The 15,376-nt window shown below is 42.2% G+C and carries 15 protein-coding genes and 7 pseudogenes; 16 read left to right on the forward strand and 6 right to left on the reverse strand.

Going from position 1 to position 15,376, the window contains the following annotated elements; translation table 11 throughout:
• The 4 genes and pseudogenes from QWY93_RS20190 to QWY93_RS19085 all read right to left on the reverse strand — a co-directional run.
• Window positions 1–452 (reverse strand): annotated as a pseudogene (locus QWY93_RS20190) (YaaA family protein); the annotation flags it as partial.
• Window positions 453–455: 3 nt separating this feature from the next.
• Entirely contained in the window at window positions 456–764 is a 309-nt protein-coding gene (locus QWY93_RS19075) for a T9SS type B sorting domain-containing protein (RefSeq protein WP_435380212.1), read from the reverse strand.
• Window positions 760–888 carry a hypothetical protein gene (locus QWY93_RS19080; protein ID WP_290249972.1) on the reverse strand — a complete coding sequence of 43 codons (129 nt, stop codon included), beginning with the start codon at window positions 886–888 and terminating at the stop codon, window positions 760–762. The genes QWY93_RS19075 and QWY93_RS19080 overlap by 5 nt, the downstream gene beginning before the upstream one ends.
• Window positions 872–1,093, reverse strand: a complete 222-nt coding sequence (locus QWY93_RS19085; RefSeq protein WP_290249974.1) for a hypothetical protein — start codon at window positions 1,091–1,093, stop codon at window positions 872–874. Before QWY93_RS19085 ends, QWY93_RS19080 begins: the two co-directional genes overlap by 17 nt.
• Window positions 1,094–1,325: 232 nt before the next feature.
• Here QWY93_RS19085 and QWY93_RS19090 point away from each other — a divergent pair.
• The 5 genes and pseudogenes from QWY93_RS19090 to QWY93_RS19110 all read left to right on the forward strand — a co-directional run bounded on the left by QWY93_RS19090 (window position 1,326) and on the right by QWY93_RS19110 (window position 4,676).
• A pseudogene (locus QWY93_RS19090) lies at window positions 1,326–2,620 on the forward strand (efflux RND transporter permease subunit).
• Between the two features lie 28 nt (window positions 2,621–2,648).
• Complete coding sequence (locus QWY93_RS19095) at window positions 2,649–3,071, forward strand: efflux RND transporter permease subunit (RefSeq protein ID WP_290249976.1); 423 nt, start codon at window positions 2,649–2,651, stop codon at window positions 3,069–3,071.
• A 93-nt stretch (window positions 3,072–3,164) separates the two neighbouring features.
• Entirely contained in the window at window positions 3,165–3,464 is a 300-nt protein-coding gene (locus tag QWY93_RS19100) for an efflux RND transporter permease subunit (RefSeq protein ID WP_290249978.1), read from the forward strand.
• 31 nt (window positions 3,465–3,495) lie between these two features.
• Window positions 3,496–4,184 (forward strand): annotated as a pseudogene (locus tag QWY93_RS19105) (efflux RND transporter permease subunit).
• 321 nt (window positions 4,185–4,505) lie between these two features.
• Window positions 4,506–4,676 carry a hypothetical protein gene (locus tag QWY93_RS19110; protein ID WP_290249980.1) on the forward strand — a complete coding sequence of 57 codons (171 nt, stop codon included), beginning with the start codon at window positions 4,506–4,508 and terminating at the stop codon, window positions 4,674–4,676.
• A 495-nt stretch (window positions 4,677–5,171) separates the two neighbouring features.
• On the opposite strand, the pseudogene QWY93_RS19115 reads toward QWY93_RS19110, so the two are convergent.
• A pseudogene (locus tag QWY93_RS19115) lies at window positions 5,172–6,335 on the reverse strand (IS3 family transposase).
• Between the two features lie 762 nt (window positions 6,336–7,097).
• Between QWY93_RS19115 and QWY93_RS19125 the strand changes: the two are divergent.
• The 3 genes from QWY93_RS19125 to QWY93_RS19135 all read left to right on the forward strand — a co-directional run bounded on the left by QWY93_RS19125 (window position 7,098) and on the right by QWY93_RS19135 (window position 9,136).
• Window positions 7,098–7,469 (forward strand): class I SAM-dependent methyltransferase, encoded by a 372-nt coding sequence (locus QWY93_RS19125; RefSeq protein ID WP_290249984.1) that lies wholly within the window; start codon window positions 7,098–7,100, stop codon window positions 7,467–7,469.
• Window positions 7,466–7,780 (forward strand): hypothetical protein, encoded by a 315-nt coding sequence (locus QWY93_RS19130; RefSeq protein WP_290249986.1) that lies wholly within the window; start codon window positions 7,466–7,468, stop codon window positions 7,778–7,780. The genes QWY93_RS19125 and QWY93_RS19130 overlap by 4 nt, the downstream gene beginning before the upstream one ends.
• Window positions 7,781–8,764: 984 nt before the next feature.
• A complete protein-coding gene (locus QWY93_RS19135; protein WP_290249988.1) occupies window positions 8,765–9,136 on the forward strand; it encodes a hypothetical protein in 372 nt (123 codons plus the stop codon).
• Window positions 9,137–9,527: 391 nt separating this feature from the next.
• Here the strand turns inward: QWY93_RS19135 and QWY93_RS19140 are convergent, their stop codons facing one another.
• Entirely contained in the window at window positions 9,528–9,743 is a 216-nt protein-coding gene (locus QWY93_RS19140) for a hypothetical protein (RefSeq protein WP_290249990.1), read from the reverse strand.
• 254 nt (window positions 9,744–9,997) lie between these two features.
• On the opposite strand from QWY93_RS19140, the gene QWY93_RS19145 reads away from it, so the two are divergent.
• From QWY93_RS19145 to QWY93_RS19185, 8 genes and pseudogenes are all read left to right on the forward strand, one after another.
• On the forward strand, window positions 9,998–10,789 hold the full coding sequence (locus QWY93_RS19145; RefSeq protein WP_290249992.1) for a phosphatidylserine decarboxylase: 792 nt from the start codon (window positions 9,998–10,000) through the stop codon (window positions 10,787–10,789).
• A gap of 34 nt (window positions 10,790–10,823) precedes the next feature.
• Window positions 10,824–11,006 (forward strand): annotated as a pseudogene (locus QWY93_RS19150) (phosphatidylserine decarboxylase); the annotation flags it as partial.
• 2 nt (window positions 11,007–11,008) lie between these two features.
• Window positions 11,009–11,182: a phosphatidylserine decarboxylase gene (locus QWY93_RS19155; protein WP_290249996.1), complete on the forward strand. Its 174-nt coding sequence runs from the start codon at window positions 11,009–11,011 to the stop codon at window positions 11,180–11,182.
• A 729-nt stretch (window positions 11,183–11,911) separates the two neighbouring features.
• The gene (locus QWY93_RS19160) at window positions 11,912–12,154 is read left to right on the forward strand and encodes a phage integrase N-terminal SAM-like domain-containing protein (RefSeq protein ID WP_290249998.1); all 243 of its coding nucleotides are present in this window, start codon (window positions 11,912–11,914) and stop codon (window positions 12,152–12,154) included.
• Between the two features lie 181 nt (window positions 12,155–12,335).
• Window positions 12,336–12,596: pseudogene (locus QWY93_RS20120) on the forward strand (tyrosine-type recombinase/integrase); the annotation flags it as partial.
• Between the two features lie 123 nt (window positions 12,597–12,719).
• Window positions 12,720–13,893: pseudogene (locus QWY93_RS20125) on the forward strand (IS91 family transposase).
• 318 nt (window positions 13,894–14,211) lie between these two features.
• Complete coding sequence (locus QWY93_RS19180) at window positions 14,212–14,541, forward strand: hypothetical protein (RefSeq protein WP_290250003.1); 330 nt, start codon at window positions 14,212–14,214, stop codon at window positions 14,539–14,541.
• Window positions 14,542–15,128: 587 nt separating this feature from the next.
• A partial coding sequence (locus tag QWY93_RS19185) for a DUF2235 domain-containing protein (RefSeq protein ID WP_290250005.1) occupies window positions 15,129–15,376 on the forward strand: 248 nt, incomplete at its 3' end.

Raw genomic sequence — 15,376 nt, forward strand, 5'->3', positions numbered from 1 at the left:
GCAATTTTATCGCCCCAGAATTCATAAAGGTTTTTCCCTTTTTTATTTTCCAGGGAAATTCCCATCTCCAAACGATAGGGTTGGATCAAGTCCAGGGTTTAAGGAGTCCGTATAAACCGGAAAGGATCCTAGATGTTCTTGGGCAAATTTCAAAATCCTTTAAGGAATAATGTTCAATATCCATATTTCTGTAAACATCCCCATTAAAAGTCAAAAGCGCCTGCTTTGGAATTTTCCCGGGTAAACTCTTTTTCAAAATTTCTATACCTCTCATGGTTAAGTTCTCCAATGTTTTCACTGACTTTCATCAAATTTTGGATGTCAGAAGTGGACTTTTTCTTCATGATGGAAACCAAGGATTGGATTTCCTTGGGAAAATCAGGTTGAGTCGATAATGAAATGTCAGTGCTGCTTAAATCCAGTGATTTGGCTGGGGAAATTAATGTGATCATGCGTTATTCTACTACTACAATAGCTTTTTTTGGGATGGTTTGTTCTAGGTTTTGGTCCTGGCTTTTATATTTGACAATGACAGGGTAGGTGCCTATGGGGACCTTTTTGCCATTGACAAATCCATTCCATTCGCAAAATGGGGAATTTTCTGGAATTTTCTCTATACAATGATAAATTAACTCGCCCCATCGGTTATAAATCAAAACACTGATCTCATCCACAAAATCATTGACGTAAACAACAAAGTTTCTTTCCTCGTCTCCAGGGACAAGACCTGTAGGAATGGTGATCAGGAGCCTACAATCCTCAATTACTTAATGAAAGTGCATATTCACAGCTGGCCTGATCTGAAAGAATAAGTTCATAATTGCCCGGTTCGATAGGAGTGAAGGTGGAGTCAGTGCTGACCAATTCTCCATCAAGGCCACCACTCATATTCAGACCAATTTCCCAATGAATCCAAGGTTGTAGACACCCCTTCAATGGCACAAATGGTATAACTCTCCTCTAAAACAGGTGGTTCTGAATCCGATCTGAAAACTTCAATTTCATCTGTTCCTATGATACATTGCAGGTCTGCGGTTTCATTGATTACAAAAGCCCGGTATGTCCCAGATTCATCTACTGAAATTTCAGTCAAATCGTCAAATTGGGGGATCCTTTCTGAATTTCCATTAGTTACCCGGTGCCATTCTATCCTGATTTCATCAGATAGTTCAACATCAATATCAGCAGTAATGACAGCAGGGGTGTTGTCAAAACAAATGCCGGACTCTGCATTCAGGGATACCTGGGCTTGGTGAACAAATGGGACGGTTTCAAAAGTAATTGGAGGTCCCGGGCAGGCAGCCCAATTTTTGGTTGAACCTCCAGTGATAATTCTTCTTGTTGAGCGGAGATATTGTCTGACCCCTATTGACTATTGTGCCCTCACTGTTCCTCCACATAAAAATATAATCATCAGGATCAAACCAGGATCAGTACGGCTCGGTAAACCCCTCTTGGAGAGTTACATTGATATTGCGGGCCTGATACTTCATATATTACCTGATCATTTTAAACCAGGTTCAAATCTCTTATTCTTGGACAATCTTCATTGGTTAGGATCTGCTGGTAAGGTCAACCTGAACCAGAATAAATTGGAAGCTTATGGGATTTCTCCCTTACAGGTCAACCAGGCCATAACTTCTGCCAACCTGGATTTCCCAACCGGAAAATTAAAAAGTGATGATGAACAGATTTTGATCCGGCTTGCGGGGAAATTCACCAGCGTGAATGAGATCGGGAATTGGTGGTCAGCAATATGGGTGGATCTACCATAAAAGTTAATGATGTGGCTGAGGTGGTTGACTCCAATAAGGAAGAGGAAATTCTAAGTCGGCTGAATGGCAATAGCGCCATTGGGATAACCATCCAAAAACAATCGGATGCCAATGCAGTGGATGTGGCAGAAAGGGTTGATGAGGCATTGGCTGATTTGGAAGCCACTTACCAGGGAAGTGATTTGAAGTTTGAGGTCTCCCAGGATTCCTCTGACTTTACCCTGGAAGCTGCGGAAGCAGTGATTCACGATTTGATGATTGCGGTATTGTTGGTGGCTGCAATTATGCTCTTGTTCCTGCACAGTTTCCGGAATGCTTTGATTGTAATGATTGCTGTGCCTGCTTCCATTATTGCCACTTTTACCCTGATGTATCTGGCTGGATTTACCTTGAACCTGATGAGTTTATTGGCTCTTTCACTGGTGGTGGGGATCCTGGTGGATGATGCTATTGTGGTAATTGAGAACATTTACCGGCATATGGAAAAAGGGAAATCTGCCATACAAGCTTCCTATGATGGGATCCGGGAAATTGGAGGCACTGTAACCTCTATTACCCTGGTGATTGTGGTAGTGTTTGTGCCGCTTTCCATGACCGGAGGATTGATTGCAGGAATTTTAACCCAATTTAGTATTACAGTGGCCGTAGCGACCTTAATGAGTTTGTTGGTGGCCTTTACCTTGATACCCTTGTTGACCAGCCGCTTTTCTAAGCTGGAGCATATCAATCCGAAAAGTATATTTGGCCGGATTGTCAATGGCTTTGAGAAGATGTTGGACAGTGTGGTGGATTGGTTGACTGGAATCCTGAAATGGTCTTTAATAACAAAATCGTTACACTGGTAGTTACTCTTGTGCTGTTTGTTCTTCCTTTATGCTGGTTAGCAATGGCTTTATCGGAAGTGAATTTGTGAGTCAGGGTGACAAAGGGGAATTTATTATGAGGTTGGAGTTGCCCAAATCTTCCACTTTGGAAGAAACCAATTTCAAAACCCGGGAAGTGGAAAACTTTATTTCCAAAATGCCTGAAGTGACCGGTTTGTTCACCACAGTGGGGCAGACCACAGGAAGCATGTCCGGAAGCCAGGCCACACCATATGCGGCAGAGATTACCGTAAAAATGGTGGATGCGGAAAAAAGGAATATGACAGCACCTGAATTTGCCAGGAAGGTAGAAATCCAACTGGAGGAAAATATAGTTGGCGCTGAATTTACTGCAGTTCCCATTGGATTACCGGTACTGCCAATGATGCTCCCATTCAGATTGTGCTTTCAGGCCCTGACTTGGATACACTGAAAAGCTTCTCTGATAAGGTTATGGCAGAAATGGAGCAAGTCCCTGGTACCCGGAAAATAGAATCCAGCCTGGAGGAGGAAACCCGGAATCAGGGTGGAAGTGGACCGGGCCAAAATGGCGGACCTTGGCCTGAACATGAGTATGGTGGGCGGAACCATGCAAGTGGCTTTCAATGGCAATACTGATGCCCAATACCGGGATGGAGATTATGAATATGATATCAATGTCCGCATGGATGAGTTTGACAGAAAATCCGTCGGGGATATTGAAGCATTAGGATTTGTCAATAACAGGGGAGAGTTGATTCAATTGAAGCAATTTGCTAAGGTAATCCCTTCAGAAGGCCCTAGTGAGTTGCAGCGCCAGGACAGAATTGGTTTCTGTAACTGTTAAGTCCCAGGTATCCGGTAGACCAACCGGTACGGTGGGGGCAGAAATTCAGGAGAGAATTGCCCAATTGGAAATTCCAAAAGAGGTGAGTATTTCCTATGCAGGTGATATGAAAATGCAGGAAGAAGGATTTGGAAGCCTGGGAATTGCTTTGTTGGCATCGATATTGTTGATCTACCTGATTATGGTGGTCTTGTATGATAATTATGTTTATCCTTTGTTGTAATGTTTTCGCTGCCATTGGCGGTGATTGGGCTCTTTTGGCCTGGCCATGTCCAGCAGCTCGCTAAGTATTTTCAGTATTCTTGGATTAACTATGCTGATGGGACTGGTTGCAAAGAACGCCATTATGCTTGTTGACTTTACTAATCAGCTGAAAGAAGCTGGACTGGAGGTAAAAGCTGCCTTGGTCAAAGCAGTGGAAATCCGGTTTCGTCGATCTTGATGACCACTTTGGCCATGGTATTTGGGATGTTGCCCATTGCATTGGCATCAGGGGCCGGTGCGGAGTGGAAAAATGGCTTGGCCTGGGCATTGATCGGGGGGCTGATTTCCTCCATGTTCCTGACCATGGTAGTTGTGCCAGTTATATATTACCTGTTTGACCGGATCCTGGCCAGGTTTGGGAAAGACCAGAAAAAGGAAATTCATATAGAGGAAAAAGCCTTGAGGAAGAAGAATCCGAGGTGGCGGAGTATGTTTATTAACTCAGCTCGAATCTAAAAACGTCACTGCGAGGAGGAGAACGAGGACGAAGCAGTCTCGTCTTTGAAAACGAGATTGCTTCCTCCCCTTGGTCGTCGCAATGACGATAGCGACCCTGCTTCGGTCTTTTTTATTAGTCGAACTCAGGTTATTAATAATCTATAGTTGGTTGTTTTTATGGATGAGGTTTAATTGGTGCACCCGGCTATAAGGGCCAGGGTGCCCAATTAGCATCGATTCCGATATGACCAGGACAAATTGAATGGGGTTTACGTCCTGAATAAAATGTGAGAAAAATGAAAACAAATTATACCAAGATAAAAAACCATCATCCAGGTAATGGGGAAATATGGAGTAAAGCCACTTTCCAAGATGAAGGGGCAGATTTTTGTCCATGACCTGGGATTTGATGCCGTTTATGTGGGCGGCTTGATCTATGATTGGAAGATGCGCTACATGTCCGGTTGGATGATGACGAAGCCAAAAATTTACGTAATCCCCAGGAGTTGATTGGGTCAATGTTGAGGTATCAGAATTAGTTTAGAAAAGTATCCAGTAATAGGATATTAGTAGCAAGTGGTAAATTGTAAATGCCGGAATAATGTTGACCACATAGGGTTAAAATTCTGTTTCTAAAATGAGTTATTAGAGCAGGAGGCTACAGTTTAATGGTTCCACGCCTGTGTTCGCTACGGCTTAGTAAAGAGGATGGGGCAAAGGAGAAAAGGTGCCGTTAAAAGATGCTGTTGCCTTTTTTTATTATAGTAGGGAGTAGCGAGATTTGAGTCGTCCAAGCGACGGAGTCGAATGCGGTCCCTGAGCGCCTGCCTCCCGGAGGGATGGGAGCTGAAGGGCCGCTATCGTATTATTTGTGGAGTGGATTTGCAACAAAAAACTGGACAAATGATTAAGCTCTATGTTAATATAATAACGCCTGCCGCGGGCTCCTCAAATTGTCAGTGCGATATTGAAAAAAAATCACCCTGACAATTTCGAGGTCAGTCTTTATACGGTAATTTTTTTGTTGGTTTTTCCGAACTGATCAGGTGATAGGTACCCAAGTGAGGAGTGTCTCCTGTTCCTATTGTACCAGATTTCAATAAATTCGAAAATTTCCTGTTTTGCTTGCATTACTGATCCGTATTTACGGTATCCTGTTTCCGATTTCAGGATTTTGAAGAAGTTTTCAGCTACTGCATTGTCCCAGCAGTTTCCTTTTCTGCTCATGCTCTGCCTCACCTTTTCAGAATCGAGTTCATTCTTGAATTCACCGCAGGCATATTGTACGCCCCTGTCTGAATGGAAAACCAGGTCTCTGAAAAAAGGCCTGTTGATCTGTGCCATTCGCCATGCCGGTATAACTGTTGCCCCGGCATGCATGGTGGTGGACATCGACCATCCGATTATCTTACGGTCATACAGGTCCATGATCATGGTCAGGTAAAGCCATCCCTCTTCTGTCCAGATGTAGGTAATGTCCGATACCCATGATTTTGCAGGGCCATCAGGGCTGAAGTTCCTGTTAAGCAGGTTCGGACTGATTCTGAAACTGTGGTTAGATTCAGTGGTACAGACACTGAACTTCCCCGATATCACACTCCTGAGCCCATTTGCTTTCATTATCCTGGCAACCCTTGGCCTGGACACCGAAAAGCCCCTGTCCCTAAGCTCAATGGTTATCTTCGGACTTCCATACCGGCACTTGCTTTCAGCATAGATTTTATGGATTTCCCTGGATACTTCTTCTCGCTCCTCAGCACATTTGGATGGTTTTCGGTTAAGCCAGCCATAAAAACCGCTTCTGCTTACTTTAAAAACCCTGCACATCTTTTCAACAGCAAACTCGTGCCTGTGAGCCCTTATGAACCGGAATATTTGTTGTCCCCCTTGGAAAAGATGCTTACTGCCTTTTTTAGAATATCACGCTCCAGTTCGGCTTCTTTCAGGCTTTTTTCAAGGCAAGGATTTCTTTCTCTTCTTCTGTTAGATGCTGTTTCCCGTTTCCGGGAAGCTGCTGGATTCACTTGCTTTAAATTCCCTGGCCCAACGCCTGACCAGGTCTGGTCCAATCCCAAGTTCTCTTCCAACTTCAGTACTTGTTTTTCCATTCAAATGAAGCTCTACGGCCATCGTTTTAAAGGCCTTGTCAAATGTTTCTCCTTTCTCTATTACTCATTGTTTCAAATTTAAGAAAAGAGCTTAACTTATTGTCCAGTCAAAGGTATACACTCCAGAGCCCATTTAAGCCCTGTTAAAGGCGACTACAAAATATTACCCGGGGTTCAAAACCCGGGAAATATAGCCACACCCATCTCTTGGCTTTAGCCGCCTAACAGTCACTTACTGCCAACCCTTTTTCGCTAAAGCCCCATTCTATTAATATTTGAACAATGAGCCATTAAAAAGTCCCTTGTTCTACAGGGTTACAAATCCTGATTTATTGGGATTTTGACATTGCAAATGTCGAATAGCGGTAATAGGTAACCCGAGGAATGGGTTGAAATAATGAGGGCTTTTTATTAACTTCTAAAGGTGTTTCTCACTTTTCGGGAAAATATGTCCAAGAGGTGTTCTTTGAAAAAAATCGGTTGAGTATTGGGAGATTTTTAACCGGAGAGGAAGAAATGAATTCCTATTGAGTTTTAAATTTTCAAAAGTGGAAAATCAAATGTCAGGGACCTTTCATTGGATAAGATTTACCCAGTGGGCCTTATTTTTTAGATTATATCCAGATCATAAAGACCTATAAAATTATTGTTCTAAAATAAGAGCGGTATAACGGAAAACAATTCTCAAGCAATGAAATAATTTTAAAGGATTTCCTGGTGATGAATCATAATGGTAAAAAACCTGCAGGTTCAACGATTTGGGAGATAAATACTCGGAAATATCATATAGAAAAATAAGCTTACTTGAACAATGATTTGAACTATGACCCAGATAAAAGACGAATGGAATGATGGGGATTCTTATGAATATTTTATGGGAAGATGGAGTTCGTTAATGGCCATTAAATTTTTGCGATGGCTTGATATTCCTTCCCATAAGAACTGGCTCGATATTGGTTGTGGAACGGGGGCCTTGAGCCAGGCCATTGAAAATTATGAGAGCCCCTCAAGCTTATCAGGTATAGATACATCCATCGGATACATTGAAAAAGCGAAGCAAAGGGTTTCAATGAACCGGGATTTTAAAGTCGGTAATGTTGATGATTTGCCATTTGATGATCAAAGATTTGATGTCGTAGTATCGGGGCTTGCACTAAACTTCTTCCCTGATATAGAGAATGCTTTATTGGAATGAAAAGAGTAACCAGGCCAGGGGGAGTTATTGCAGCTTACGTATGGGATTATGCTGAAAAAATGGAATTCTTAAGATATTTTTGGGATGCTTCCTGCCAAATTGATTCATCCTCTAAAAACCTTGACGAAGGAAAAAGATTTCCTATTTGTAATTCAGAAAATTTATCAAAAGAATTGAGAAAGGTTGGGCTAGTAGAAGTTGAAGCTTCTTTTCTTGAAATTGAAACTGTATTTAAAGATTTTGATGATTATTGGAATCCATTTTTTGGTGGACAAGGGCCTGCACCCGGTTTTTTTACAGTCATTAAATAAGAACTCCCAAGATAAATTAAAAGATAAAATTCGGGAACGAATAAATTTTGAACCTGATGGTTCAATTAGGCTAATTGGAAGGGCCATAGTAGGTAAGGGAAAAACGACTCAAAATAATGTTTAAAAATGCATTGAAATGAATGTAATACTTACCATTTCAGGAAAGTATGGATTTTGAACAAATAAAATGTTAAGTGAAATAATAAAGTATTGTACTTCCCTAAATACCGTTTACCATTTTGTTTAAAAATTCTTTTCCAATTTTTGTATAGAGAACCGTAGGCTAAATTTTAAGGACCCTCAGCTCAGCCGTCCGGCCAATGGGTTTATTATGCAAGTCGTAGATTTTTGCGATAATACTGCATAATATACCTCCTTTTATACTATCTATTTAATTAGTTGATGTTAAGGGTGAAATAACGTAAATTATATAATATTTATTAAAATAAATGGCAGGTAATATTATATAAAATAATACTGTGTGTTTGTATTATAGCAGGGTGGTATTGGATATTATACTCCAATTTTGGGTGTAATATAATGTTAGGATTAATCTTTAAAAAATAGAAGAGGAAACCTGATACAATTTAGTGCCTTAGCCATAATTTGGCCCTATCATTTTAGATAAGGGTAATTCCATTAACGCTTTCAGCAAAGGATTTAATCTAAAATGAGGCATCGCTATGAAAACATTACAGGCTTACTTATTTATTCCCCTCCTTCTTTTGGGGCTCATTCTAAATTTTAGCTGCAGCCATTTGAGGGGCCTGCAATCACCCAGGAAACCCCGGTGTATGCAAGCAAACAGGCAATGCAGATGTCGAAAGATAATATTGTCACCTACCTGTTTTCATTCAACTCTGCAGGCTTCAATTTCGATTTTGAATTTCAGAAACTGTACACACTGGCAGTTTTAGCTATGATTCCGACAACCCGGTAAACTTCAACAATGGTCTGGGGTTCTATGTTTTCGATTTCGAATTCGTGCCCACCTTAAGTTTTGATCCCCAGAGGGATATAGGCTGGGTTCTGCAACCGATTTTCGACAATACCACAGTAGAGGTCCCGCATGGTCAGCTAAAAATCTCCAATGATCAATGGGAGCTTTTTGACTCCGAAGGAAACTTAGTTTTTCAGATATTTGCTAATCCTGATGACGATGGCGGATTTACAGGCCACATTTCAGAGATCGCCCTCGGGGGAGGCTTCGCGATTTTAACCTACACCCAGGTGAATGACGGTAAGGTGACGATTTGCCATAGGCCTGGAATGCAAGGGCAAAAGACCATGAAAATTCCGATTGGTGCTTTGGATGCCCACTTGCGTCACGGTGATTCGCTAGGTCAATGTCAATAAAAGTGCCTTTGAGCTACCGAATGTTGTCCCTTAACCTTAGGGGCTAACTTCTGTGGTAGTGGACAAGAAGGCTTTGTGGTAAATTCTTGGGGGTGAAGTGTTGATATGTGGTAGTTTTGATATGGACTTTTTTGAAACCCTCAAGCCATGATAAGGCTTTGGGTAACTTCATTCTTAGCAAGACCTAGCCCCGCAAAATATCCAGGCCAGGGGTGATTATCCCCTAGCTTAAAAATTCAACCCTACCTCCTGGCTTTACCAGCAAAAAGTCACTACTGCCCACCCTTTTTCGCTAAAGGCTCATCCTATCAATATTTGCACAATGAGCCATTTAAGGGGAACTTGCTCTCCCTCTCCGGGATTTCAGATTTTGCTTATTAAGGATTTTACATTACAAATGTCGAATGGCGGAGGGTATAGAGCCCATAGCTTTGACAAAGGTTAGCTTTATAGAATCTAGTTCAAAAGCCCTGATAGGGGCGATTACTATCATAACCCGGGGTTTAAATCCTGGTAATAAAGCTCCGCCACCTTTTGGCTTTAGCCGCATAATTCTTACTACTGCCCACTTCTTTCCGCTAAAGCCGCTTTCTGTCAATATTTGCATAATGAGCCATTTTAGGCAAACCTGCTCTCCATGATTTCAAATCCTTGTTTAAATAGCGCATTAGACTCAATTTTTATGGTCTCTTGTCGGAGACAGCGGGACAACGGTTGAAAATCTCTTTATAAAATGTTAATTTATTGCTTGATATATCCGGAAGGAAAACACCTTCCGGTTCCTGCCTATTATCGTTCCTGACCTTTGTGTTAGGTTAATGTGATATCCTGTTTTAAACCCCCAAAATAACCCTGCCTTCCATGAAACCATCCTTTCTGAACTTCAAAATACTGCTTTTTATCCTAATAATGGCTGCTTTTTCGGCCTTCAATCCGTCGAAATCTCAGGAAAAAAAGGATTATGGTGAAGCCACTAAGGCTTTGATAGAGATTGTGGAAAATAATCCAGAGGTAAAATCCATGCTGGTTTCCTCCCTGGAAATTGCCCAACAGATCAACCCCGATAAAAAGACCAACCCTGCCCAAAGCCTGGAGGAATACTTTAAGTTTGTTTCGCATTGTGAAAGGAGTATGCCCTGGGATTTATTGCAGGAAACCAATTACAACGGGCTTTTGAGTCAGACCAGCCAAAGCCTGATTTATTTTTACTTTTTGCTGGATCAGCCCTTGCCCGAACTGGAAGGGAAAGGAAATTACAAAAACACCTTACAGTATGCCGAACCCATTGCCTCCTGGCTTATCACTTTTGACCAATCCTGGGCCCGGTTTTTAGAAACGGAGGCCTCCTGGAATGAGGAATACTATCAAATGGCCCTGGAGGATCCTGCTTTTGGGTTGCATAAAGGTTGGTATGAAGATCCCTCCAACTGGAAAACCTTTAATCAGTTTTTTGCCCGCCATCTTAAGTCCCCGGACCAAAGGCCCATTGCCTCTCCTGATGATCCTTCAGTGGTGGCTGCTTTTGCGGATTCCCGCCCACAGGGAGTATGGGACATTGATGGAAATTCAGAAATTATTTCAAAAGAGGGCGTTCCGGTAAAATCAGCAAGGGTCCAATCCATCCCGAGCTTTAGGAAAAGAAAGTGCCTATAAAAATGCCTTTGCTAAGGGGACCTTTACCCATTCTTTTTTGGGAATCAGTGATTATCACCGCTTTCACTTTCCCATGAGTGGAACTATTAAAGAAATCCGGGTGATCCCTGGGGTGAATCCTTCGGGGGGTGAAATTTGGTGGGATGCCCAAAATAAGCGATATGGTTTTGATCCCTCCTCCATCGGCTGCAGGTGGTGGAAACCAGGGGCTGTGTAATATTGGATACCAGTAAATATGGCCTGGTGGCCTTGCTGCCCATAGGCATGGCCGTAGTCAATTCGGTTAACCTTGAAAAGCAGCTAAAGCCCGGGGATAAGGTGAAAAAAGGAGATATGCTGGGCCATTTTGCCTTTGGCGGCTCCGACTTTATTATGTTTTTCAGGATAAGGTAAATTTCACCCTCACCGCTCCCAGGGAAGGGGATGGCTTTAAGCATATGTTGATGGGCGAGGAGTTGGGAAGGGTGAAATAGATATGAGATGGGAGATTTGAGACATTAGATGTATCAAGTAGTTGATTTTGGTAGCAAGATAACGATTTAAGGTCACTGAAATATGTTCTAAGACGTCATTGCGAATGAAGCCTTAGCGGAATGAAGCAATCTCACCTTGAGTAGTGGAGACCGCAACACTAAGTTTTCAATCCGATTTTTGCAAAAAAATAAATGATCAGCTTACCTGATCTGGTATTTTTCACTTTTTGGGAAAAATAGGTTATAGCGGTATTCTTTTAAAAGGTTTGCCCGGGTAGTGGAAGTTTTTTGATGGTTGGGAGGAAATGAATTTTTATTCAGATTCAGGCTATTCGTAGAAAAAAACAAAAACGGGGACAATTCATTACTAATGCTAAATTACAAAGTGGTAATCCTTTTGAAGTGAAAAAAATAAGGACGTCAAATTTCCTTTATTGATAATTAAACCTGGAAAACTGCCCATACCCAACGCATATGGTTGGGTAAGACCTGAAAAACAAGATATAAGTAAGTTGAACAAAACCTCCTACGTCGTAGCTATTTGATTTTGAACAGTTAACCAATTTATTTTCAGTGATTTACCCTAAATTCACTCCATGTTTTACCATTAAATAAATAACATCATGGAAAAAAAAGTCTTCGTCAACGGATGTATGAGGAAATGTTGGTCAGGAACTATTCCCCCAGGACCATCAGTACCTACATCAGCCTTGTATCGGCAGTTTCCAAACATTTTGGAAAGATCCCCGAACAGATCAGTATTGGTAAGTTAAAGGAATACCTTTTCCATAAGGTCGAAGTCAACAAAATGTCCCCTTCAGGGGTGAATCAGACCATCAGTGCGTTCAAAATACTTTTCAAGATGTCCTGGGCAGGAGCTGGGATCCGGTAAGAATCAAGCGGCCCAGACGGCCCCAACTCCTCCCTTCTGTTTTTTCGAAAGAGGAGATATCCCTTATACTGAACTCCATAAGGAACAGAAAGCATTATTGCCTGCTGGCCCTCACCTACGCCTCCGGTCTAGGCTGAACGAGGTGATCAGCCTGAAGCCCTGTGATATCGACAGTGACAGGATGCAGCTGAAAGTAAGGGGAGGAAAGGGATATAAGGACAGGTATACCCTGCTGCCAAAAGGGCTGTTGGAAAGGCTCCGGGAATACTACAGGTACTACCGGCCCAAAACCTATCTTTTCGAAGGCCGGACACCTGGCAAACCCTACAGTGAAAAGAGTGCACAGTGCGTTTTAAAAAAAGCCATGGAATGCGCAGGGGTAACAAAGCATGCTTCTTTCCATACCCTTCGCCACTCCTTTGCCACGCACCTTCTTGAGCAGGGAACCAATGTCAGGTTAATCCAGGAGCTGTTGGGCCACAAATCCCTCAGGACCACTACGGTTTTACCTGCATGTGACCAACTTGAATCCGGCACAGATCAAAAGTCCCCTGGACGAGCTGTGATGGATATCCTTAACAAGAGGAACAGCGGGGTAGAACTTTCCGATATCCTTCTGGGGCAGAAAGAATCCTTTCTTTCAGGAAACAGCCCGTGTACCGCCCAGTACAAGGCCTATCTGGACATCATTTCCTGCAGGACATCTGAAATGGGTTCCCATACCCTGGCATGTGACAGCTGTGGCCATACCAAAACGAGCTATAACAGCTGCCGGAACCGCCATTGTCCCAAGTGCCAGTATATCAAACAGCAGGTATGGGTAGAAAAGCTCAGGAGCAGGTTGCTGCCGTGAGGTACTTTCACGTAGTGTTCACCGTCCCGGACTTTCTCAGGCCGCTTTTTTTATACCAACCAGCGGTATGGTTACAAGCTCCTGTTTGAAGCCTCTTCGGCCGCAGTGAAAAAGGCTGCCCTGAACCCCGCTTTTCTGGGGGTTGAAAGCGGCTGTATGGCGGTGCTGCATACATGGGGACAGTCCCTGTCCTACCATCCACATATCCACATGCTTGTTCCTGCCGGGGGACTGGACAGCGATGGGCAGGAGTGGATCGTCGCCCATAAAAAGTTCTTTGTTCCGGTGAAGGCACTGTCAGCTATTTACAGGGGCGTATTTATGGAAAAACTTATCAGGGCGTTGGAAGGAAACCTTCTCAGGATACCGGAAAAGCAGGCAAAACTGTTTTGCCGACCCAAGGCTTCTCAGGCGGGAAGCCTATGCAAAGTTTTGGCATGTCTACATCAAAAAGACCTTCAGGGGGGCAAACCAGGTGGTCAGCTATCTGGGAAGGTATACCCACCGCGTGGCCATCAGCAACAGCAGGATCCAATGGACTGATGGGAAAGCGGTCAGTTTCAGGTGGAAGGACTACAGGGACAACAGGAACAGGACCATGAGCCTCAGCTGCCACGAGTTTGTAAGGAGGTTTATGCAGCACATCCTCCCTTCTGGATTTTACAAGATCAGGTACTACGGGATCATGGCCTCGGCAAACAGCAGGACCAAAATGGAAACCTGCTTCAGCTTGCTGAAAAAGACAGGGTACATCTCCTTCTACCAGGGACTGACCACTTACGAGATACTGGAAGAGGTACTGGGCCCGGACTTCTTCCTTTGCCCCTGCTGTAAACGGGGAAAAATGGTGTTCGGGATTGCTTCACCAAAAGAAAAAGGCCCCTGAAACTTTATAAACGGGACGTTCATTGACATCATGAAGAACAGATTGGAGGGAAAGGGTTTCCAGGGAAAAATATGCCTTTTTCCAGCAAAACCATCAATCAAACTAGAAGCTTTAAACAGCGAAACCAAAGAACCTCCTGAAAACTCCCGCAAGAAAAGATCCATGAAAGACAAATGCCCATAGCAGTTCACCGGCTCCGTCCAACTATGTTTAAACGCAATCTTGATAGTCTTAAGAAATAGTTTATTTTTTGCCTAGATTGCGTTTAAAACACTTTACGTTGGGGTTAATATTAAAAACCACTTAAAATATGAAGTTATGGAAATTGAAACTGAAATTATTGTTGTCATTATTGCCTCAATAGCATCCCTAATTGTGGGCTTAATAAATATTTTTTTTAACGCAAGAATTTCAGCCAAACAAAATGAAATTGAGTTAAAAAAAGCAAGAATCGAACTTCTTGAAACAAGGAGACAAAAAGTTGAAGTTGTTAAATCTGAAATCTCTAACAGAATAATTGACTTAAGTGATGTAAGAGATTTTGAATTCGAAAAGCATTTTCCAAGAATGGTAGATTTTTTTCAGAAAAATTCCAGCAATGTATTTTCAATTGGTCATTTAATAGATTCAAATTTATCAAAGAATTAAAGGCATTAAACAAACGTATTAATGAATACATAGCGAAATCTAAACAACGGATTCAATTTGATAATAACGAAGCAAAAAAAGATATTGAGAAAATGTCTAAATTGGGAAATCGAATAAATGAAAAATTAGATGAAAGTCTTCAAAATATAGAAAATGAGATAATTAAATTGCTGAAATAAGATTACTAACCCCAACATTGCATATAGCTTATTGCTGGTTCAATCTTAAAATCGAGTTTTTCATCTCTTAATCAAGTTCATCTTGTGAGGAAGAGAAGGAGCTTCGAAAATCGCCACACGCCCATATGCAAGACCGTAAAAGAAGGTTAAGAATTGTTATCCTGATTTGGTGGATTGTTGTCAATTCAGGTTAATAAAAAAAGTGTTTACTGGACTTCTGGCAATTGTCTAAAATTTGTACCTTATTTTTAAATTTATTGACCTCAATCTAAGAGTAAGGAAAAGGTAATATAAGCAGTATTTTTTAAGGAACTTTTAAACCCAATCGACCCATGAAAAAAATTGTTATCTGTGCCGATGGCACCTGGAACCGGCCGGAGCGAAATATAAAGGAAGACTTTCCCACCAATGTGCTGCAGTTTGCCGGGGCATGGCCTCGACCGACCAAAATGGCACCAAACAATTGTCTTTTATGACTGGGGCATTGGCTCCTATCATGATAAGTTTGCCGGTGGTGCCCTTGGCCAGGGCCTGGAAAAGAATGTCAAGGATGGTGTACCGCTTTTGATCCATAACTATGAGCCTGGGGATGAAATTTACCTTTTTGGCTTTAGCCGGGGGGCCTATACCATCCGAGCCTTTGCGGCCTTATCAAT

The organism is Echinicola jeungdonensis (assembly GCF_030409905.1).
Taxonomy (GTDB): domain Bacteria; phylum Bacteroidota; class Bacteroidia; order Cytophagales; family Cyclobacteriaceae; genus Echinicola; species Echinicola jeungdonensis.